General features: G+C 64.4%; 19 protein-coding genes and 1 tRNA gene. 12 read left to right on the forward strand and 8 right to left on the reverse strand.

Annotation, left to right across the window (positions count from 1 at the left end; translation table 11 throughout):
• Positions 1 to 111: 111 nt before the first annotated feature.
• The 7 genes from mltG (at position 112) to AC5P8R_RS10010 (ending at position 4,468) form a co-directional block, all read left to right on the forward strand.
• Positions 112 to 1,173, forward strand: a complete 1,062-nt coding sequence (gene mltG, locus AC5P8R_RS09980; protein ID WP_014646191.1) for an endolytic transglycosylase MltG — start codon at positions 112 to 114, stop codon at positions 1,171 to 1,173.
• Positions 1,170 to 1,835 (forward strand): dTMP kinase, encoded by a 666-nt coding sequence (gene tmk / locus AC5P8R_RS09985; protein ID WP_495223334.1) that lies wholly within the window; start codon positions 1,170 to 1,172, stop codon positions 1,833 to 1,835. Before mltG ends, tmk begins: the two co-directional genes overlap by 4 nt.
• Entirely contained in the window at positions 1,832 to 2,788 is a 957-nt protein-coding gene (locus tag AC5P8R_RS09990) for a DNA polymerase III subunit delta' (RefSeq protein ID WP_495223335.1), read from the forward strand. Before tmk ends, AC5P8R_RS09990 begins: the two co-directional genes overlap by 4 nt.
• The gene (locus AC5P8R_RS09995) at positions 2,785 to 3,138 is read left to right on the forward strand and encodes a PilZ domain-containing protein (protein WP_005412452.1); all 354 of its coding nucleotides are present in this window, start codon (positions 2,785 to 2,787) and stop codon (positions 3,136 to 3,138) included. The genes AC5P8R_RS09990 and AC5P8R_RS09995 overlap by 4 nt, the downstream gene beginning before the upstream one ends.
• Positions 3,139 to 3,255: 117 nt before the next feature.
• Positions 3,256 to 3,330 (forward strand) — tRNA-Val (locus AC5P8R_RS10000).
• A 137-nt stretch (positions 3,331 to 3,467) separates the two neighbouring features.
• Complete coding sequence (locus tag AC5P8R_RS10005) at positions 3,468 to 3,956, forward strand: ImmA/IrrE family metallo-endopeptidase (protein WP_495223336.1); 489 nt, start codon at positions 3,468 to 3,470, stop codon at positions 3,954 to 3,956.
• 14 nt (positions 3,957 to 3,970) lie between these two features.
• Positions 3,971 to 4,468, forward strand: a complete 498-nt coding sequence (locus AC5P8R_RS10010; protein WP_495223337.1) for a hypothetical protein — start codon at positions 3,971 to 3,973, stop codon at positions 4,466 to 4,468.
• Positions 4,469 to 4,491: 23 nt separating this feature from the next.
• On the opposite strand, the gene AC5P8R_RS10015 is transcribed toward AC5P8R_RS10010, so the two are convergent.
• The 4 genes from AC5P8R_RS10015 to AC5P8R_RS10030 form a co-directional block, all read right to left on the reverse strand.
• Positions 4,492 to 5,271: a reverse transcriptase family protein gene (locus AC5P8R_RS10015; RefSeq protein ID WP_495223338.1), complete on the reverse strand. Its 780-nt coding sequence runs from the start codon at positions 5,269 to 5,271 to the stop codon at positions 4,492 to 4,494.
• 139 nt (positions 5,272 to 5,410) lie between these two features.
• Complete coding sequence (locus AC5P8R_RS10020; protein ID WP_495223339.1) at positions 5,411 to 5,716, reverse strand: helix-turn-helix domain-containing protein; 306 nt, start codon at positions 5,714 to 5,716, stop codon at positions 5,411 to 5,413.
• A 712-nt stretch (positions 5,717 to 6,428) separates the two neighbouring features.
• The gene (locus AC5P8R_RS10025; RefSeq protein WP_495223340.1) at positions 6,429 to 6,992 is read right to left on the reverse strand and encodes a hypothetical protein; all 564 of its coding nucleotides are present in this window, start codon (positions 6,990 to 6,992) and stop codon (positions 6,429 to 6,431) included.
• 52 nt (positions 6,993 to 7,044) lie between these two features.
• Complete coding sequence (locus AC5P8R_RS10030; protein ID WP_197648269.1) at positions 7,045 to 7,452, reverse strand: hypothetical protein; 408 nt, start codon at positions 7,450 to 7,452, stop codon at positions 7,045 to 7,047.
• A 566-nt stretch (positions 7,453 to 8,018) separates the two neighbouring features.
• Here AC5P8R_RS10030 and AC5P8R_RS10035 point away from each other — a divergent pair.
• Complete coding sequence (locus AC5P8R_RS10035; RefSeq protein ID WP_111175642.1) at positions 8,019 to 8,399, forward strand: tautomerase family protein; 381 nt, start codon at positions 8,019 to 8,021, stop codon at positions 8,397 to 8,399.
• 34 nt (positions 8,400 to 8,433) lie between these two features.
• On the opposite strand, the gene AC5P8R_RS10040 is transcribed toward AC5P8R_RS10035, so the two are convergent.
• Both AC5P8R_RS10040 and AC5P8R_RS10045 read right to left on the reverse strand, forming a co-directional pair.
• Positions 8,434 to 9,531, reverse strand: a complete 1,098-nt coding sequence (locus AC5P8R_RS10040; RefSeq protein WP_495223342.1) for an XVIPCD domain-containing protein — start codon at positions 9,529 to 9,531, stop codon at positions 8,434 to 8,436.
• A 32-nt stretch (positions 9,532 to 9,563) separates the two neighbouring features.
• On the reverse strand, positions 9,564 to 10,145 hold the full coding sequence (locus tag AC5P8R_RS10045) for a hypothetical protein (RefSeq protein WP_495223343.1): 582 nt from the start codon (positions 10,143 to 10,145) through the stop codon (positions 9,564 to 9,566).
• Between the two features lie 261 nt (positions 10,146 to 10,406).
• Between AC5P8R_RS10045 and AC5P8R_RS10050 the strand changes: the two genes are divergently transcribed.
• From AC5P8R_RS10050 to AC5P8R_RS10065, 4 genes are all read left to right on the forward strand, one after another.
• Positions 10,407 to 10,802: a DUF2946 family protein gene (locus AC5P8R_RS10050; protein ID WP_014646198.1), complete on the forward strand. Its 396-nt coding sequence runs from the start codon at positions 10,407 to 10,409 to the stop codon at positions 10,800 to 10,802.
• Between the two features lie 129 nt (positions 10,803 to 10,931).
• Complete coding sequence (locus AC5P8R_RS10055) at positions 10,932 to 13,070, forward strand: TonB-dependent receptor (RefSeq protein WP_495223344.1); 2,139 nt, start codon at positions 10,932 to 10,934, stop codon at positions 13,068 to 13,070.
• Between the two features lie 11 nt (positions 13,071 to 13,081).
• A complete protein-coding gene (locus AC5P8R_RS10060) occupies positions 13,082 to 14,587 on the forward strand; it encodes a PepSY domain-containing protein (RefSeq protein ID WP_495223346.1) in 1,506 nt (501 codons plus the stop codon).
• A gap of 172 nt (positions 14,588 to 14,759) precedes the next feature.
• Positions 14,760 to 16,040 carry an RICIN domain-containing protein gene (locus AC5P8R_RS10065; RefSeq protein WP_478444251.1) on the forward strand — a complete coding sequence of 427 codons (1,281 nt, stop codon included), beginning with the start codon at positions 14,760 to 14,762 and terminating at the stop codon, positions 16,038 to 16,040.
• Between the two features lie 71 nt (positions 16,041 to 16,111).
• Here the strand turns inward: AC5P8R_RS10065 and AC5P8R_RS10070 are convergent, their stop codons facing one another.
• Positions 16,112 to 17,245, reverse strand: coding sequence for an MFS transporter (locus AC5P8R_RS10070; RefSeq protein ID WP_495223347.1), 1,134 nt, complete (start codon positions 17,243 to 17,245; stop codon positions 16,112 to 16,114).
• Between the two features lie 11 nt (positions 17,246 to 17,256).
• Positions 17,257 to 18,033: a DeoR/GlpR family DNA-binding transcription regulator gene (locus AC5P8R_RS10075; protein WP_014646202.1), complete on the reverse strand. Its 777-nt coding sequence runs from the start codon at positions 18,031 to 18,033 to the stop codon at positions 17,257 to 17,259.
• Between the last annotated feature and the right edge of the window lie 15 nt (positions 18,034 to 18,048).

Raw genomic sequence — 18,048 nt, forward strand, 5'->3', positions numbered from 1 at the left:
GGCGTGGATCTACTGATCGACCGTTGGCCGGCACGCAGGCGCCACCCCGGTCATGACCCCAATCCACCGGCACGGTATCCTGCACGACGGAATCGAGTTCAGAGGTAGTCCATGGCGGGAGCCAAGCGCGGGTGTCTGTTCGTGGTAACGCTGGTGGTGGTGCTGGCCGCCGTCGTGGCCGGCGCGGGCGCGTGGTTCTTCTACCAGCAGACCCGCTTCGCCGACGCCCCGATCACCCCGACCGCCGAGAGCGTGGTCATCGCCAGCGGCGATGGCATGAACAGCGTGCTGCGCAAGCTGCGCGATGCCGGCGTGGACGAGGGCCAGGACACCCAGTGGCAGCTGTTGGCGCGGCAGCTTGATGCGGCCGGCAAGCTGAAGGTGGGCGAGTACGCGCTCGGTGGCGAGCTGACCCCGCGCGAGCTGCTGCTGCGCATGCGCGCCGGCAAGGTGCTGCAGCACCGCGTCACCATTGTCGAGGGCTGGAACATCCGCCAGCTGCGTGCCGCACTCAAGCGCGCCGAGCCGCTGCTGCACACCACCGACAACCTGGATGACGCCGCGTTGATGCAGCGCCTTGGCTTCGGTGGCCAGCACCCGGAAGGCCGCTTCCTGCCGGAGACCTACGTTTACCAGCGCGGCGACAGTGATCTGGACGTGCTCAAGCGCGCCCACGCCGCAATGGAAAAGGCGCTGGACGAAGCCTGGGAAAGCCGCGCGCCGGACCTGCCGATCAACACGCCCTACGAATTGCTGACGCTGGCGTCGATCATCGAGAAGGAAACCGCGCTGGCCAGCGAGCGCCCGCAGATCGCCGGCGTGTTCATGCGCCGCCTGAAGATCGGCATGCGCCTGCAGACCGACCCGACCGTGATCTACGGCATCGGTGCCGCGTATGACGGCAACATCCGCCGCCGCGACCTGACCACCGATACGCCGTACAACACCTATACCCGTGCGGGCCTGACCCCGACCCCGATCGCCATGCCCAGTCGCGACGCGCTGATGGCCGCGGCGCAGCCGGCCGCCGGTGATGCGCTGTACTTCGTCGCCGTGGGCGACGGCAGCGGCGCGCACGTGTTCTCGCCCAGCCTGGACCAGCACAACGCCGCCGTAGCCCGCTACCTGCAGCAGCTGCGCCAGCAACGTACCCAGGAGACCCCGGCGCAATGAGTCCCGCGCTGCTTCGCCACCCGCGTTTCGTCAGCCTGGAAGGCGGCGAGGGCGCAGGCAAGACCACCGCCATCAATGCCATCCGTGACTGCCTGCGCAGCCACGGCCACGAGGTGGTACTGACCCGCGAGCCGGGCGGTACGCCGCTGGCCGAGCGCATCCGCGGCCTGGTGCTGAAGCCCGATGCCGAGATCGCCGCCGAACCGCTCAGCGCCGAAGCCGAGCTGCTGCTGGTATTCGCCGCGCGCGCGCAGCATGTGCGCCAGGTGATCCGGCCGGCGCTGCAGCGCGGTGCCTACGTGCTGAGCGACCGCTTCACCGATTCCAGCTACGCCTACCAGGGCGGTGGCCGCGGGCTTGACCCGCAGTGGATTGCCGACCTGGAGCGCCGCGCGGTCGGCCTGCTGCCAGGGCTGACCCTACTGCTGGACGTGGACGTGGCCGTCGGCCGCGCGCGCGCCAACGGCCGTGACCTGTGGCCGGACCGCATCGAGAGCGAGCAGGACGATTTCTTCCAGCGCGTGCGCGCCGTGTTCCGCAGCCGTGCACAGCAGGACCCGCAGCGCTTCGCGCTGATCGACGCCGGCCAGGTGCAGGAACGCGTGGCCGCCGATGTGGTTGCACATGTCGAGCGTTGGCTGCAGGAAGGGGAGGGCGCATGAGCACGTTTTCGCCGTGGCAGCAGCGCGCGTTCGACCAGACCGTGGCCGCGCTCGACGCCGGTCGCCTCGGTCATGGCCTGCTGATCTGCGGCCCGGCCGGGCTGGGCAAGCGCGAGGTGGCGCTGGCGCTGGCCGACCACGTGCTGGCGCAGGGTGATGCAACGCACGCCACGCGCACGCGCCAGCTGATCGCCGCCGGCACCCATCCGGACCTGCAGCTGGTCAGCTTCATCCCGAACAAGAGCGGCGACAAGCTGCGTACCGAGATCGTCATCGAGCAGGTGCGCGAGATCACCGACAAGCTGGCGCTGACCCCGCAGTACGGCGTGGCGCAGGTGGTGATCGTCGATCCGGCCGATGCGATCAACCGTTCGGCCGCCAACGCGCTGCTGAAGACGCTGGAGGAGCCGCAGCCCGGCCGCTACCTGTGGCTGATCAGCAGCGATCCGGCACGCCTGCCGCAGACCATCCGCAGCCGTTGCCAGCGCCTGGAATTCAAGCTGCCGCCGCAGCACGAAGCACTGGCCTGGCTGCAGCAGCTGGGCCACAGTGAAGCATCGGCGCGCGAAGCGCTGGAGGCCGCCCGCGGCCATCCCGGCCAGGCCGACAACTGGCTGCGCGAAGACGGCCTGAGCCTGCGCCGCGAAGTCGGTCGAGATCTGGGACAGCTGGCCGCCGGCAAGACCGGCGCGGTGGAGCTGGCGCAGAAGTGGTGTGGTGATGACAACGCGGCGCTGCGCCTGCGCTTCGCTGCCGACCTGGCGCTGGCCCAGGCCAGCACCGATGCCTTGACCACGCCGGAGCGATTGCACAAGCTTGCAGCCTGGTTCGATGCGGCCAACCGCACCCGCGACCTGCTGCGCACCACGGTGCGTGCAGACCTTGCGGTGGTCGAGTTGCTGCTGGCCTGGAACAAGGTGAACGAGCGGCCTGCCGCAAGGGGAAATCGATGAGTGCCAGCAACGCCCGCCAGGGCATCCTGTCCCTGGCTGTGAAGGACAAAGCCGCGCTGTACAGCGCGTACATGCCGTTCGTGAAGAATGGCGGCATCTTCGTGCCCACGCCCAAGCGCTACTTCCTGGGCGACGAGGTGTTCCTGCTGCTGACGCTGCCCGATTCCAGCGAGCGCCTGCCGGTGGCCGGCAAGGTGATCTGGGTGACCCCGGCCGGCGCACAGGGCAACCGCACCGCCGGCATCGGGGTGCAGCTGGCCGACGGTGCCGAAGGCGAGGGCGTGCGGCACAAGATCGAGACCCTGCTGGCCGGGCTGACCGGCTCGGACAAGCCGACCCATACGATGTGATTCCGGTAGCGCCGGGCCATGCCCGGCTGCGTGCCCCGAAACGCCCGTGAACACGACTGTGAAAAACTGTTGACGGCCTCTGAAAAGCCCCTATAATGAGCGGCTCAGCAACACACCGGGCGGTTAGCTCAGCGGTAGAGCATTGCCTTCACACGGCAAGGGTCACAGGTTCGATCCCTGTACCGCCCACCAAATAGAACCTGATTTTTCAGGTGTTATGAAAGGACCGGCCTTGAGCCGGTTTTTTCGTAACTGCACGCCAACTGCAGTTACGTCCAACTGCTTGTTCTTGCGGTTGTGATATCGTCATCGCGTGCATTGGAGGCCCTATGATCGAGCGTCAGCTTGCGGAGCAGGTAATCCAAAGCTATTGGTCCGGGCGTCCCGTGCCGGTGGACCCCTCGGCGATCGCCCAGGCCTGCGGTATCGACGTTCGTGGCATGTCTCCTTTCCAGCCTGGCTATGATTCGTCGATAAGTGGCATGTACACCGCCGACGAAGGAAGGCCGACGATTTGGTACAACATGGCCGATCCTCCGAATCGGCAGCGTTTCACCATCGCGCATGAGCTTGGTCATCACTTCTTGCAGCATGGCCCCCGATTCCGCGACACCTCTTCGACTTTGGCAGGTGCTAGTTATGACCCTGTCGAGGTGTCGGCTAATCGTTTCGCTGCGGAATTGTTGATGCCGGCGTACACCATGAAGATCTTAGTTGTAGACCGAGGCATGACCTCAGTTCCAGCTTTGGCGTCGATGCTTCAAGTCTCCGAACCCGCCATGGTCTATCGGCTGAAGAATCTTGGGTACATTCGCTAAAGGGAGTTGTGAGCATGCCAAACGAAGGATCGTTGACCGGGCAGGGTGGAGCGGAAGCGTTGAATCCCGCTGGAAGTGTTTCATCACCCCAAATCCTGGCTGGTCCAACCATCAAGCAGCAGCTGATCGCTGCCAACGATAAGCGCTTCCAGCGCTGGACCTTCTACTTTTTCCTGATGGCATTCAGTACCGGCTTTTTCGGTCTGTTTTTCTTTGTTATGTGTACGGCAGCGATGCGAACCTTAGCTTGGTCCGCTCGCACCAGTCCTGTTGATGCTGCTAAGGAGTTGGCAGCTCTTGGAGCGGCGTTGTCCGCCTTCCCTCCAAGTAGCACGGCGATACTTGGAGCAGTCATCGCATCGGTTGTAGCGATTCCGCTCTCTCTGTCCATTGCGCTGGGCAAGATGGTCAAGGAGGAGGCTGACGCTGGGCTGGCTGAGACTGCATCCTTCACAAGTGCCTTGTTCGAACTGGGAAAAGCCTTTGGTCAGGGCTGGAAGGCAGGCAAGTGAAGCGCTCAAGCGACATATCCTATCTAAATCCCTTCTTTCGCAAACAGCGACGCTGCAGCTCGCATAAGTCCACGACGCTCATCGTCTAGGAGTGCGACGTGGCGCATACGGCCCACAGCAGAAGCTCGTAGTTGGTCATTCATGGGCACGGCACGGGCTGCTGCTAGCGCCAAGCGCATCTTGAGATGCTGGCGATTTGGTGCGCGACTTACCCCGTTACGCAGCGCACGTCCTGTAATGACCTTCGGCTTTCTTGCTCGGAACATCCTGGTTTTCGCAGGGTTGATCGCAAGCCCGACTCGCTGAAGTGTTTTTGTTATCCATAAGATGTCACGTCTGCCGATGCAGTGGCCGGTCACTGCGATATCATCCATGTAGAGCGTGAAAATGCCGCCGCGCGATCTAAAGCGGGCAGCAATCGCATCGAAGACGTGCATGTTTGCCAGATACGACAGGATCGGGCTGGCGGGACTCCCTGTTGCGAGATGGTCATCGCAGCAAACTAGGTTGGCTAGAATTAGGGCCACGTCGGGCTTGCACTTGAAGTCGGCCACCAACATTCCTGTAATTCGCTCAAGCGAAACAGATTGGAAGAAGCCGGAGATATCTAAAGTGACTGTGCAGCCCTCAGCATCCCGGTGCGCCGCTGAATTGCTAAGGTAAGATCTGCCGGGCACGCCCGAGTGCACATATGCCGGCAACCGTATGCGCTTAAATAGCTTCTCCAAGGACTTCTGGAAGGCCTTCAGAGAATCAAGTGGAGCTTCCACAAGTCGGGGTTTCTCCGGCTTTGTGCGATCCATGTAGCGCCGATAATTCTTCGGGTTCTGGGCAAACTTGGCTAGAGAGCTCGGTGCGCCTGCCCAGCCTATGAGTTGAGCTAGCCGTCGCTTTGACGAAAGGCCATACAATGGAGAAGTTTCGAGATCATACGACTGAGCTTTAGTGCTTCTCGGAACTCTCATCAGATCGGTCCAGTGTCCATTCCAAAACGCTGAGAAGTTTCTTCGCTCGTTCGCGTCGCTTTTCAGATTCACCTTCAAGCGCTTCCATGAAGCTCAAAAATGTAGACGCCGGCACGTCGAACACGTCTGCGTAGCGCTTGAGTACTTCCAGCGTCACGTTCTTTCGTCCGCTCTCTAGTTCTGAAAGGTGCGACTTGGAGATGCCGAGCTTCTGAGCCAATTCGGCCTGGGGTATCTGATGGACTTCTCTTACTGTTTTTAATGCACGGTCTAGCATTTTCATCCTCGGTGCCTCGATGAGGCTGAACCTGAAGGAATGAATTAGAGGAGGGGGTTGCTGATCCTTTATCGGTCTTTTCTGACGATGATTCTTAGTCCGTGATCCGGTCAATAATTTTCCAAATCACTGCGATCAAAATCTTGAAGACCCACCCCTTCCGCAAACTGCGCTTCAGGGTACTCAGCAACGACTGACGCTTGTCGTGTTCTCGACCGTTCTCAACCATGGTCTGTTCCTGGTGTAGTGCCAAGCCGGCACCCCTTGCAACATCAGGAACTGGGTCACGTCAGACACTACCCTCCACAATCCACTGGCTCCGACCCCTTGTCGGAGCCACCTGAATCCCACGTCTCCGTCGGAAGCAGCCATGACGTTGCCGTAGGAACATTTGGGGCGCTATCGCCCCGCGAGTCGTTTCCGACTCCATCTGCGCAAGGAATGATCCCTTTCACACGACGGGGTGATCGTACCATGCGCCACCGCCAGTTACGAACTTAGTTCGCTTCAAGCGAACTGGGTTTAAGTTCTGTTCATTATATTATCGGGGCGCAGAGATGTGGGAGCTTCTTGACTTGCGCCTTTTTTGCTACGTGCCATTCCCTAGAGAAACAGCGGGCGATGGCGCGTGTGCCGGTCACCAGCGCGAGGTTCGCGGATCCGCAGAGCGCAGGCCGGGCTGCAGGTGTTGTTTGGGACACCGCCTGCTGCTATCTCCTCAGCCGTGTCCGCCCAGCAGCTCGCGCGCGATCATCGCCGTGGCATCCAGGAGGTCATGGCCGCTACCCGCCTGCACCACCACCGCCAATAGGCTACGGCCCACCTCGGCACTACCGCTGGTCAGTTCCATCTCGCCTTCAAAGCACAGATCGGCCAACCATTCGTGCGCCTGCTGCAGACCGCGCTTGCGGACGCGGCGGAACTCCGCGAGCAGCTTCGCCTGGCCGGCCTCCTGCTCACCCTCGGCCAGCAGGCCGATGGCACCGCCGTGCGCCGCGCGCCAGAGGGCCGGCAGCGGGCGACCGTTCGCGTCCACCACGTCCGCCGAGAACTGCGCGCAGTACATTTCGTAGCGCTTGCCCGCCGTGCTGCGGGGCACGATGCCGGCCTCGGCCAGCAGGCGTTCGGCTTCATCCAGTGTGCTGAACTTCAAGCGCAGCAGTGCAGGGCGGCTCAGTTGTTGTGCCAGCGCCTGCTGGTTGGCGGCGAACCAGACGTTCCAGCCCACGCTTGCGCGGCTTTCCAGTGCGGCCTTGAAGTACTCCAGGTGTTCGGCGTCCATCGCTGTCTCCTGCGCTCCCTGCGGGATTGTAGCGGGAGCATATCCGGGCCGGTCAGGCATCGCCGCTGGAGAGGCAATGATGTGCCTCGCGCACCAACTGTCGTGCGGCCACGATCAGTCCGTCGATATGGAAGGCGCCCAACTGTTCGTCCGGGCCGCCTTCGTTGCGCGCATGGTCGGCGGCCTGCAGCAGATCGAGCAATGCGCCGAGCCCAGATAGCGAGCGGCGCAACGAAGCGTGATTGCTGGCGCCGAGGGTGAGGCTGATGCATGGCTGTCCGTCATCGCCGTCAGCATGGTTGATCGCATTGAGACGGGCGAAGAAAGTGGGCAGCTGCGCGGGCAAATTCTGCGCGTTCAGGGCGCACTCGATCTCGCGTGCGAGGTCTTCCGGCACATCGGCCGCGACGTCGCCGATCAGGGTGTGCAGGCGGGGATGGACGGCGGTGCGGTTGGTCATGGCGAAACCCTCACTGGCGTAGGGCCACCTTCCGGAGTGAAGGTGGCGGACGGTGCGGGTTGGCGTACCAAGGCAAACAAGCTTCAGGGGAGAAGAATGCCTGGCGGATCTGGCGATCCCCACGCACCGGCCGCCATTGAGGGCAGTCGGTGCATTCTCTCTGCTGCAATTGTTCTTGCAGCCCCTAAATCTTGTTTGTTTATTCGAGACGCCAATCCCGGCCAAGGCGTCTTGCCTCGGCGCGGCGATCTTCAAGCCGGGCAATCACATCGGTCTGTAAGGAAAATTCTCAACTGTCCCTAGGCAGGCCAGACAATTCCCGTTGTGTGCCGTCCGACACCTGCGAGTAGTGCGGCCCATCACTGATGGCGCACATCGCCGCCCCTACCGACCGTGCACAAGACGACTCCGCAGGGATGCCGCCACGGCAATCGCGTCACCCCGCGCGGCGGAGGCGGGACCATGCCACGCATGGAGCCAGAGGGTTCCATCCCTGCGCTGTCCCGCCGCCCCGGGCAGGCGTAGTCTCAGCCCGTTGCCGTGCCCATCCACTCTGGAGTGCCACCATGCCGCTCGCCCGCATCGATCTTCGCAAAGGTAAATCCGCCGACTACCTGCAACGCGTCGGCGAAACCATCTACCAGGCCATGCGCGCGGTGGGCGTGCCGGAAAACGATCGCTTCCAGATCTTCCAGGAACACGCGCCCGGCACGCTGATCTACGACCCCGGTTACCTGGGCGTGGATCGCACCGACGACTTCATCTGTATCCAGATCACCTGGAACGAAGGGCGCACGCTGGAGCAGAAAAAGGCGTTGTACCTGGGCATTGCCGATGGCCTGCATGCGGCGGTGGGCATCCGCCGCGAGGATGTGTTCATCAATCTGGTGGAAGTGAAGAAGGAGAACTGGTCGTTTGGTAATGGCGTGGCGCAGTACGTGAGTTGATGCGGGAACGGTGTCTGCGCCTGATGCGGCTGGGTCAGGCCATGCGCGGCGACGCCTGCTGTTGTGCCTGTTGCTCGTCCTGCGCCAGCCGGCTTGCGTCGCGGGATTGCTGCTGCACGTTGGCCTGCTGATACAGCGTATCCGCGTCGCCCTGCTGCGTATCGAGCAGGGACAGGCGCTGGCGATTGGCGGCAGGGTCCGGCGAGGCGGTGTCGCCGCTGCGATGCAGGAATACGTAGCCGGGTGCCTCGGCGGTGCTGTTTGAACTGAATGCCACCTGCAGCGTGTCCTTTTCGCTGAAGCCGGCCTGCACTGCCGCGTGGGTCAGATGGCCGGCCAGGCGTTCATGCTCCTGTCCGGGGGGCAGTCCCTGCTGTTCGCTTGCCTGGGCGAGTGCGGTACGCACTTTCTGGTCCAAGGCATGAAGGTTGTGCCCCGGTGCGCGCGCGTCCGCAGCCAGACGCTCGCCCAAGGGGCCATCAACGCCATCGGTTTCGCTGAGCAGTCGCTGCTTCAAGCTGCGCTCGGGCAGGGGATGGGTGATGGTGCGGTTGAGTTCGCTGTTGGGGAAGGGCGGTTCAATGCTGTCCACGCCATGGATGTTGCGCAGGGGGCGGTAACCGTCCTTGCCCTGTGACTGGATGCCCAGCGGAATGCGGACATCGGGCAGCAACTGGCCGACGGGGCCGCCGATGCTGTTCACGTCCAGGCTGTGCTTGCGCTGGATGCCGGCATGATTCAATGCGTCCCAGGTGAAGTCCACGCAGTTGTGGCGCACGTCGGCGTAGTGCTTGCTGAAGCCGTGCGCCACTGGATCGTCGCCGAACGCCTTGAGCTTGTTGTACTGGGCTTCGGTGATTTCGATGGTACGGACATGGGCGGGGTCCTTATAGACTTTCACGTCGTCTCTGACGATGCGCCCGGGACCATTCATGCTGCCATGCTCGACGGGTGCGAAGCCGAAACTCTGCGCCGCTTTACCTGGAGCGTGCAGAACATAGAACATGTGGCCAGGCCCGGAAGTATCAGGAGTGCCATCGGGCGTCAGCTGCTGCTTTCCCGAATCGGGATCGAGCAGTGGGGTGCCGGGTGCGGCAATGACAATGTCCAGGCTGTAGCGGGGCTTGTTCATGGAAACTCCTTCGTTCCTTCGAATGAATGGTGTCACTTCCCTGCAGGACGCGAGGCGTGCACGACTAGTCTTGCCGAATAGTCTTGCAGTCCTGATATGGCATGGACCGTTTGAATCTGCAGCCGGTATCTGCTGTCGAGCTCCAGCGGCAGCGCTGTCACGTTCAGGAGGTAGCTGCCGTCGCTGCCTGATGCGAGCGAGGCATAGCGCCAGCTCTCAGAGTGGTGCCACGAGGGGAGCGGCTCGACACCGTTGCGCGCGCGTGCCTGATAGCTGTCCTGTGTTGCAATCTCCTGCCAGGTAGTGCCTTCCCGACGCTGCAGGGATACTTCGAATGGGATGTTGATACTTGCTATATCGGGCGTGCCCGTTGTAGCTGGACTTCGCCGCTGCAGTTCCAGTTCCACCGCATAAGTGCGGTAGCTGGCAAAATTGCGCGCCGTGGTTTCGAACTCGAACTGCACCCGCTGGCCGGGCGCGTCCACGGCGATGGGCTGTGAGAGTTCCAGCGGCTCTGGCGGTGGGGGCGGCCCGTTGTCGGCGCAGGCGACAAGCAGCAGCCCGGACAGACCAAGCAGGCCGATGCGCAGGCGGGGCTTGATGGGGATGGTCATGCAGGTTCCTCTGGCTCCTTGCCGTGGCCTCTGAACCCTAACGTTCGCGATACGGGGCCTGCAAGCACGGGGAGCCCGGGAGCGCCACGCGGCGCGTTCACACGTCGCAGCCAACAGGTTGGCGCAGGAAGCAGGGGCTGCGTCACCGTGTCGCAGGGGCCAAACCCTGAACGGGGTCCAAGGTTGGCTATGGCCCCGTAGAATGGCGGCGTGCGCCATTCTGTTCTCCACCGCCGGTTCCAGGCCCTGGCATGGCTTGCCATGCTGCTGGTGCTGCTCGCCCCGCTGGTGAGCCGCTGGCTGGCGCATGGTCACGTGGCTGCCGCTGCGCCGGTGGCGGCCATGGACCACGCAATGCACGCAGAGCACGCGCTGCACGCGATGGAAGGGCACCACGACCATCACGCAATGGCCATGCCGCACGGCGGGGCCACGAAGAAGCCGCCCGCCGATCCACATGCCGATCATGAGATGGGTGTGGACTGCGATTACTGCCTGATCGCTGCACGGCTGATCACCCTGCTGGTGGCGGCCGTGCTGCTGTTGGCGCCGATGGCACCGGTGTGCCGCGCACTGCGCGGCGCGGTGCGGGCGTTGCCGCAACGGATCAGCGGCACATTGGGCGCGCGTGGGCCGCCGGCACTGATGGCCGCCTGAGCCGCACGCGCGCTGTATTGAACGTTCTTCCATGAGGTTGCCGGCCACGGCCGGTGCCCGCACGCGCGTGTCTGTCCCTTTCTGATTGCTGCCCTGCCATTGCGGGGTGGCCTTGCATGCCGTGAAAAAATGAAAACGAACCCCAACTCCGCGCGCCTGCGCCGGGCGACGCTGCCTGTCCTGTGCGCGTTGCTCCTGCACACCGCCCCCGTACTTGCCGCTGACGCGGCCCCACCGACCACGCTGGATACCGTGCGGGTGGTCGATACCCGCAGCGGTGAACTGTCGTCCACCGCCAGCGCGGGCTCTGCGTTGGGCCTGAGCGTGTTGCAGACACCGGCCAGCCTGACGGTAATTTCGCGCGAGCAGCTGGAGCAGCGCGGCGACAGCAACCTCAACGATGCGATCAGCCGAGCGGGTGCGATCAGTGCCATGCCGCATCCGGGCAATGGCCTGAGTGCGCTGTCCAGCCGCGGCTTCACCGACGGTGCCTCGGTGATGCGGCTGTACGATGGGCTGCGCCAGTACGGCGGCGTGGGCATCACGTTCCCGTTCGATACCTGGTCGATCGAGCGCATCGAAGTGCTGCGCGGCCCGGCCTCGGTCATCCATGGCGACGGTGCGATCGGCGGTGTCATCAACATCGTGCCGAAGAAGCCCACGCGTGGGGCGATCGAGAACGAGATCAGCGTGACCGTGGGCAGCGAGGACACCGCGCGGCTGGGCTTCGGCAGTGGTGGCGCGCTGACGCCCGAGCTGGCCTACCGGCTGGATGTGAGCGGCAACTACAGCGGTGGCTGGGTTGATCGTGGACGCAACAGCGACGCGACATTCTCCGGTGCGTTGCTGTGGCAGCCACGTGCGGACCTGCAGCTGATGCTCACCCATGCGCAGGGCTACCAGAAACCCATGCGCTACTTCGGCACGCCGCTGGTCGAGGGCCGCCAGCTGGAGGCGCTGCGCCACCGCAACTACAACGTGGACGACAGCGAGATCCGCTTCCGCGACCGCTGGACCCAGCTCGACGCGCTGTGGACACCAAACGCGAACGTGGAATGGCGAACCCGCGTCTACCAGATCGACAGCCAGCGTGATTGGCGCAATGCCGAGGCCTATGTCTACAACCGCGCTACCGGCTTGATCGATCGCTCGGGCAATACCGAGATCACCCACAACCAGGACCAGACCGGACTGACCTCGACGCTGCGTGTGCAGGGAACGGCGGGTGGCCTGCAGAACAACTTCGCGGTGGGCCTGGACGCCAACCGCGCGCACTTCAAGCACACCAACAACACCTATGCCGGCAGCTCGGGCCCGGTCGATCCGTTCGATCCTGTCCCGGGCCAGTTCGCGAGCGACGCGCCGAACCTGCCGCGCTACCGCAACCGTGCCGAGCAGTACGCGCTGTTCGTGGAAGACCGGCTGGCGCTGAGCGAGCGCTGGTCGGTGCTGGGTGGCCTGCGCCACGACCGCGCGCGCATTGATCGCACCGATCTGATCAGCGGCCAGAACGCGTTCTCGAAGACCTACAGCAGCACAGGCTGGCGTGCGGGTACGGTACTCGCGCTGCAGCCGACGCTGAGCCTGTATGCGCAGTATTCGCAGGCGGCGGACCCGGTCAGTGGCCTGCTGATGATCAGCCCGGCCAACGGCGCCTTTGACCTGGCCAAGGGCCGGCAGATCGAGGTGGGCCTGAAGCAGGCCTTCGACGGTGGCGAGTGGACGCTGGCGGCGTATCGCATCCGCAAGACCGGGCTGCTCAGCCGCGATCCGCTGGTGCCGGATCGCCGGGTGCAGGTGGGCGCGCAGACCTCGCGCGGTATTGAAGCGTCGTTGAACTGGAACTTCGCGCCGCGCTGGTCGCTCGATGCCAACGCGACGGTGCTGAAGGCCGAATTCGAGGACTTCCTGGAAACCACGGGTTCGCCGGCGGTGTTGGTGTCGCGCGACGGCAACGTGCCGCCGAACGTGGCCGAGCGCTTGGCCAGTATGTGGTTGAGCTGGCAGTTCGCACCGGATTGGAGTGCGGCGGGGGGCGTGCGTTATGTCGGCAAGCGCTACGCCGACAACGCCAATACGCTGGAACTGCCCGGCTACAGCACCACCGACCTTGCACTGACCTGGCAGGCGGCACCGCGCACTCAGCTGTCCGCGCGGTTGTTCAACGTGTTCGACAGGGCGTACTACGCCACCGCGTACTACACCAGCACGCAGTGGCTGCTGGGGGCGGACCGGCGCGTCGAATTCACCGTCGACCATCGCTTCTGAGGGCGCGGGCAATGACGTTGCGTTCCACCGCCAAGCGCTGGACCTACCTGGTGCATCGCTGGCTGGGCATCGGCGGATGCCTGCTGATGCTGCTGTGGTTCGTCAGCGGCATGGTGATGCTGTTCATTGGTTACCCGAAGCTGACGCCCGGCGAGCGGCTGGCGGCGTTGCCGGTGCTGGGTGAGGCCCGCGACCTGCAGGGGCTGTCGGTACTGCCTGCCGCCGTGCAGGCCGAGCCGGAGGCTGTGGCATTGACCACGCTGCGTGGAGCGCCTGCCTATGTGGTGCGCAGTGGCAGCAACGTGGGCGCCTGGTCTGCCGTGACCGGCCAGGCGCTGCTGCCGGTGTCGGCACAGCGCGCCGAAGCATCCGCTGCGCAGTTCGCGGGCGGCCAGGCCTTCGTGGGTGCGATGCGCGTGAATGAGGATCGTTGGACGCATTCGCGTGCACTGGACGCGCATCGGCCGCTGTATCGGGTGGAGGTGGGCGGCGCGCAGCCGGGCGACCTGTATGTGTCCTCGCGTACCGGTGAAGTGGTGCTGGACGCTCCGCATGTGCAGCAGCGCTGGAACTATGTGGGCGCCTGGCTGCACTGGCTGTACTTCCTGCGCATGCAGTCGGTCGACCCGGTGTGGACGTGGGTGGTGATCGTGCTGTCCGCACTGTGTACGGTGGCGGCGATCAGCGGCATCGTGGTGGGCGTATGGCGCTGGCGTTTCCGTGGGCACTATCGTTCCGGTGCGAAGACTCCGTACGTGGAGTCGTGGATGCGCTGGCACCATCTGCTTGGCCTGATGGCGTCCGCCTTCGTGTTCACCTGGATCTTCAGCGGGCTGATGTCGATGAACCCATTGGGTGTCTTCAGCAGTACGGGTGAAGCGATCGATGTTGAGCACTACCGTGGCGGCGCGGTGGCGGTGGATGGTGCGCTGGGTGATCCTGCGAAGCTTCTGGCGATGGCCGAAGCTGCGCGCTTCCAGCCGGTGGAGATCCAGTGGCGACGGATCGGTGGTGAGCTGTTCGCGGTGTTGCTGGACGGGCAGGGTGATACGCGCATCGTGTCCGGCGGCAATGGGCACCTGCATGTCGCACGGTGGCTGCCGACCGCGTGGTTGCAGCAGAGGGCACGTGCGCTGTCCGCTACACCCATGCAGGGTTTCGTGGTGCAGCATGCAGCGGATGCGTACTTCTACCCGCGTGCGCCCGAGGCCATGAATGGTGCAGCGGTACGTCGCTTCCCGGTGGCAGTGGTGGATTTCGGTGATGCCGAGGCGACACGCGTCTATCTCGATCTGGCGACCGGCGATCCGTTGCTGACGATGGGCCATCGCGAACGCGTCGGCCGCTGGCTGTTCTACTTCCTGCACAGCTGGGACCTGCCGGCGATGCTGCGCCAGGAAGGTGCCCGGCTGGCGGTGTTGCTGCTGCTGAGCGCTGCCGGCACCGCGCTGTGTGCCACGGCGACGGTGATCGGCTATCGGCGCTTGCGGATGAAGCTGCGGCGCAGGCGGCGCTAGCATCCTGCCGTGAGCGCGCCGTCTGTGAGACTATCCGGAGTTCCTGGCCATGAAGGCCGAGGCCCGCAGTCGATGTCGGTGTCGATGGCCAGGGAGTGCAGGGACACCGTACTTGCAGCGTTTCAATGGTCGTCCCTGGATAGGATTTCCACACAGCGTAAATGGAGCAAGGATGAATTACGTTTCGATGGGTGTTCTCGCAATTGGAATTGCAGCGGCGTCTGCAGGTGCAAAGGCCGACTCTCTGCCGCGCCTGTACAACTTTCCGACCACCACCACAGCTGCCGTCTCCAATGCGCTTCCGGCGCCGGGGCAGGTCATCCAGCTTTCCGCACAGGTCGAGTCCCAGGCGTTGGGGCTTTACCACATTCCAGGAAACGACCAGATCGGTGGTTTTGTTGAATTCAAGGTCAACGGTCAGCCGGTCGGCAAGGTCCAGGTCAGTACCTCCAATACCCCCTTTCTGGGTACGGTTTCCGACCTGAACAAGGGTTGTTGGGCTGCTATCCGTGATGTCTGGCGCTGCACGCACCAGTACGCCTATGGTCGCCAAGCCAAGGTTGCGGTGAACTACACCGTGCCCGCCGGCTTCACCACCGCGTCGATCACCGCCACCTTCAGCGGCGATGGCCAGTTCTCGCAGGGGTCGGTATCGGCGCCGGTCAACCTTCGCAACATTCCCACGTTTGGTGAGATCCGCGGAGCAGGCAACAAGTGCCTCGACGCCGAAGGCGCCAACACCGGTCCGGGTACCGCCATCCAGGTGTGGGACTGCACGCCGGGCACGCCGCAGCAGTTGTGGACGGTGAAGCCCAACACGTCGACCATCACCGGTGTGCCCAGCAACCGCGTACTCGATATCGTCGGTTACGGCACCAGCAATGGAAGCCGGATTCAGCTGTATGACGCGCACGGTGATTGGAACCAGTCGTGGAAGTTCACCAATACCTCCATCGTCGGCGTGGGCAACAAGGTGCTCGACGCCATCGGTGCGTCCAGTGCCAACGGCACCAAGATCCAGCTGTATAGCAACGCACAGACCAGCAACCAGAAGTGGGAGTTCAACCCGGCCAACGGTTCGATCGTGGGCGTTGGCGGCAAGTGCCTGGATGTGGAAGGTGCCAACAGCGCAGATGGCACGCGCGTACAGCTGTGGGATTGCACGGGCGTGCCACAGCAGCGCTTCGAGCTGGGTGCGGATGGTTCGATCCGTGGGCTGGGCGGCAAGTGCCTGGAGGCCGCCGATGGCGCAAGCCATGACGGCAATCCGATCCGCATGTGGTCGTGCAATGGTGGCGCCCACCAGTCCTGGCGCCTGGTCGGCGAAATCCGTAATCCGCAGACCAACATGTGCCTGGATGACCCGGGCCTGGGCAACATCAACGGCTCCAAGGTGCATATGTGGATGTGCCAAGGTAGCGACAATCAGCGTTGGGAGTTCTCCTCGTACTGAGGCCTGCTGCCGCTGATGCAGCGTTGTTCAACCGCGCGCCTTCGGGCGCGCGGTTTTTCCGGCGCTAGGCGTTATACCCGCAGCCAGCGCGTGGACACCGCCACCAGCAACAAGGCTGTGGCCACGCCGATGAATGCAGCGATCAGGCCGAAGTGATTGGCAGCGAAACCGATCAGCGCCGGCCCAGCAAGGATGCCGGCAAAGCCCAGCGTGGAAACGGCAGTGATGGCCAGCGCGCCGGGCATGCGGGTCTGGTGGCCAGCCAGCGAGAACAGCGCCGGTGCGATGTTGGCGCAGCCGAGGCCGACCAGCACATAGCCGATCAGCGACGCCTGCCACGGCGTGACCAGGGTCAGCACCAGCACGCCCGCGGCGGCAAGCAACGCGCCGAACACGATCGCGCGCTGGCGGCCCACGCGTGCCACCAGTGCATCACCGAACAGGCGTGCGACGGTCATGGTCAGGGTGAAGGTCACATAGCCGATGCCGGCGAGGCCGGCATCGACGCGGCGCACGTCGCTGAGAAACACCGCGCTCCAGTCGAGCATCGCACCTTCGCCGAGGAAGGCGACGAACGCCAGCACGCCGATGAACAGCACGATGCCGTGTGGCAGGGCCAGCATCGGTGTGTCATGCGGCATGCGTTCGCTGTGCCAGTACGACGCCGACAACAGCATCACCAGCAACATGGCGCCGACGCCGACCAGCACGGATGCCAAGGGCGGCAGCTGTGCGGACAGCAGCACGGTCATGGTGGCCGCGCCGAGGAAGCCGCCGATGCTGAAGAAGGCATGGAAGCCGGACATCATCACGCGCCGTGCTTCGCGCTCGACGATGACGGCCTGTACGTTCATCGTGCAGTCCATCGCGCCCACGGCGGCGCCGAACACGAACAGGACCAGCCCTAGTGTCCAGGCCGAACCGGCCAGCGCCAGGCCGGGCACGGTCAGGCAGATCAGCAGGCTGCTGGCCACCATCACCCGCCGGCAACCGAGGCGCGCGGCCAGCACGCCGGACAACGGCATTGCCAGCAGCGAACCGGCACCGAGGCAGAGCAGCACCAGCCCCAGCGTGGCGTCGTTGATCCCGGTGCGTGCCTTTGCGAACGGCACCAGGGTGGCCCACAGCGCGGTGGCGAAGCCGGGAATGAAGAACGCAGCGCGGGTCGCGTGCTGTTCGGCGCGCGCGCGGTTGGCAAGGGACATGAGCGGTACGGTCAGGGGGGAGTGGGGTGTACCGCGATGCCTGCGGCGCGGAAGCGTGCCGCCAATGCGGGCGGTGCGGTGGTGGTCAGCACCAGGTCGTCGATCTCGTCGAGGCTGGCAATCTGCCAGTTGCCGCGTGCACCCAGCTTTTCAGTCGTGGCGGCGACGATGACACGGCTGCTGCAGGCCACCATCGCGCGCTTCAGCGTGGCTTCTTCCGCATCCATTGCCCACACGCCGGTGTCGCCGTCCACCGCGCAGGGGCCGGGCAGGTACACATCGGCGCGCAGGCGCTGCACCTGGGCCAGTGCTTCGGCGCCGACCGCGCCGCCACCGCTGGCCAGGCGCCCGCCGATCAGCTGCACCGAGGTGCCTTCAAGCAGGCTGGCGGCCGTGGCGATCTGTGGCGCGTTGGTGATCACCGTCAAGCCGAGGGCGGCCGGCAACTGCTGGGCGATCGCCAGGTTGGTTGAACCAGCGTCGAGCAGTACGACCTGGCCGGGTTGCAGCAACGCGCAGACGCGGGCGGCCAGCTCGGCCTTGTCGCCGCGGTCGCGGGTCAGCCGCTCGCGCAGCGGGCGTTCCTTGGGCGGTGGCAGTACGGCGCCACCGTAGACGCGCTGGCACAGGCCCTGCGCGGCCAGCTCGCGCAGGTCGCGGCGGATCGAATCTTCGGACACGGCATAGCGGCGCGCCAGCTCGGCGGCAACCACGCGGCCCTGCTGGCGCAGTTCCTCCAGAATCTGCCGGGTGCGCTGGGCGGGGAGGGGGCTGGGATCGGAGCTCATGCTGCAAGTCTGCAC

This window comes from Stenotrophomonas sp. YJH_SMC_73 (assembly GCF_059370155.1).

Bases quoted from the DNA above. Each gene is read 5' to 3' on its own strand.
- AC5P8R_RS10065 (WP_478444251.1), top strand. From the start codon at position 14,760: ATGAATTACGTTTCGATGGGTGTTCTCGCAATTGGAATTGCAGCGGCG.
- AC5P8R_RS10040 (WP_495223342.1), bottom strand. From the start codon at position 9,531: ATGAACAAGCCCCGCTACAGCCTGGACATTGTCATTGCCGCACCCGGC.
- AC5P8R_RS09990 (WP_495223335.1), top strand. From the start codon at position 1,832: ATGAGCACGTTTTCGCCGTGGCAGCAGCGCGCGTTCGACCAGACCGTG.
- AC5P8R_RS10050 (WP_014646198.1), top strand. From the start codon at position 10,407: ATGCTGCTGGTGCTGCTCGCCCCGCTGGTGAGCCGCTGGCTGGCGCAT.
- AC5P8R_RS10010 (WP_495223337.1), top strand. From the start codon at position 3,971: ATGCCAAACGAAGGATCGTTGACCGGGCAGGGTGGAGCGGAAGCGTTG.
- AC5P8R_RS10020 (WP_495223339.1), bottom strand. From the start codon at position 5,716: ATGAAAATGCTAGACCGTGCATTAAAAACAGTAAGAGAAGTCCATCAG.
- AC5P8R_RS09995 (WP_005412452.1), top strand. From the start codon at position 2,785: ATGAGTGCCAGCAACGCCCGCCAGGGCATCCTGTCCCTGGCTGTGAAG.
- AC5P8R_RS10055 (WP_495223344.1), top strand. From the start codon at position 10,932: ATGAAAACGAACCCCAACTCCGCGCGCCTGCGCCGGGCGACGCTGCCT.
- AC5P8R_RS10025 (WP_495223340.1), bottom strand. From the start codon at position 6,992: ATGGACGCCGAACACCTGGAGTACTTCAAGGCCGCACTGGAAAGCCGC.
- mltG (WP_014646191.1), top strand. From the start codon at position 112: ATGGCGGGAGCCAAGCGCGGGTGTCTGTTCGTGGTAACGCTGGTGGTG.
- AC5P8R_RS10070 (WP_495223347.1), bottom strand. From the start codon at position 17,245: ATGTCCCTTGCCAACCGCGCGCGCGCCGAACAGCACGCGACCCGCGCT.
- AC5P8R_RS10030 (WP_197648269.1), bottom strand. From the start codon at position 7,452: ATGACCAACCGCACCGCCGTCCATCCCCGCCTGCACACCCTGATCGGC.
- AC5P8R_RS10005 (WP_495223336.1), top strand. From the start codon at position 3,468: ATGATCGAGCGTCAGCTTGCGGAGCAGGTAATCCAAAGCTATTGGTCC.
- AC5P8R_RS10060 (WP_495223346.1), top strand. From the start codon at position 13,082: ATGACGTTGCGTTCCACCGCCAAGCGCTGGACCTACCTGGTGCATCGC.
- tmk (WP_495223334.1), top strand. From the start codon at position 1,170: ATGAGTCCCGCGCTGCTTCGCCACCCGCGTTTCGTCAGCCTGGAAGGC.
- AC5P8R_RS10075 (WP_014646202.1), bottom strand. From the start codon at position 18,033: ATGAGCTCCGATCCCAGCCCCCTCCCCGCCCAGCGCACCCGGCAGATT.
- AC5P8R_RS10015 (WP_495223338.1), bottom strand. From the start codon at position 5,271: ATGGATCGCACAAAGCCGGAGAAACCCCGACTTGTGGAAGCTCCACTT.
- AC5P8R_RS10045 (WP_495223343.1), bottom strand. From the start codon at position 10,145: ATGACCATCCCCATCAAGCCCCGCCTGCGCATCGGCCTGCTTGGTCTG.
- AC5P8R_RS10035 (WP_111175642.1), top strand. From the start codon at position 8,019: ATGCCGCTCGCCCGCATCGATCTTCGCAAAGGTAAATCCGCCGACTAC.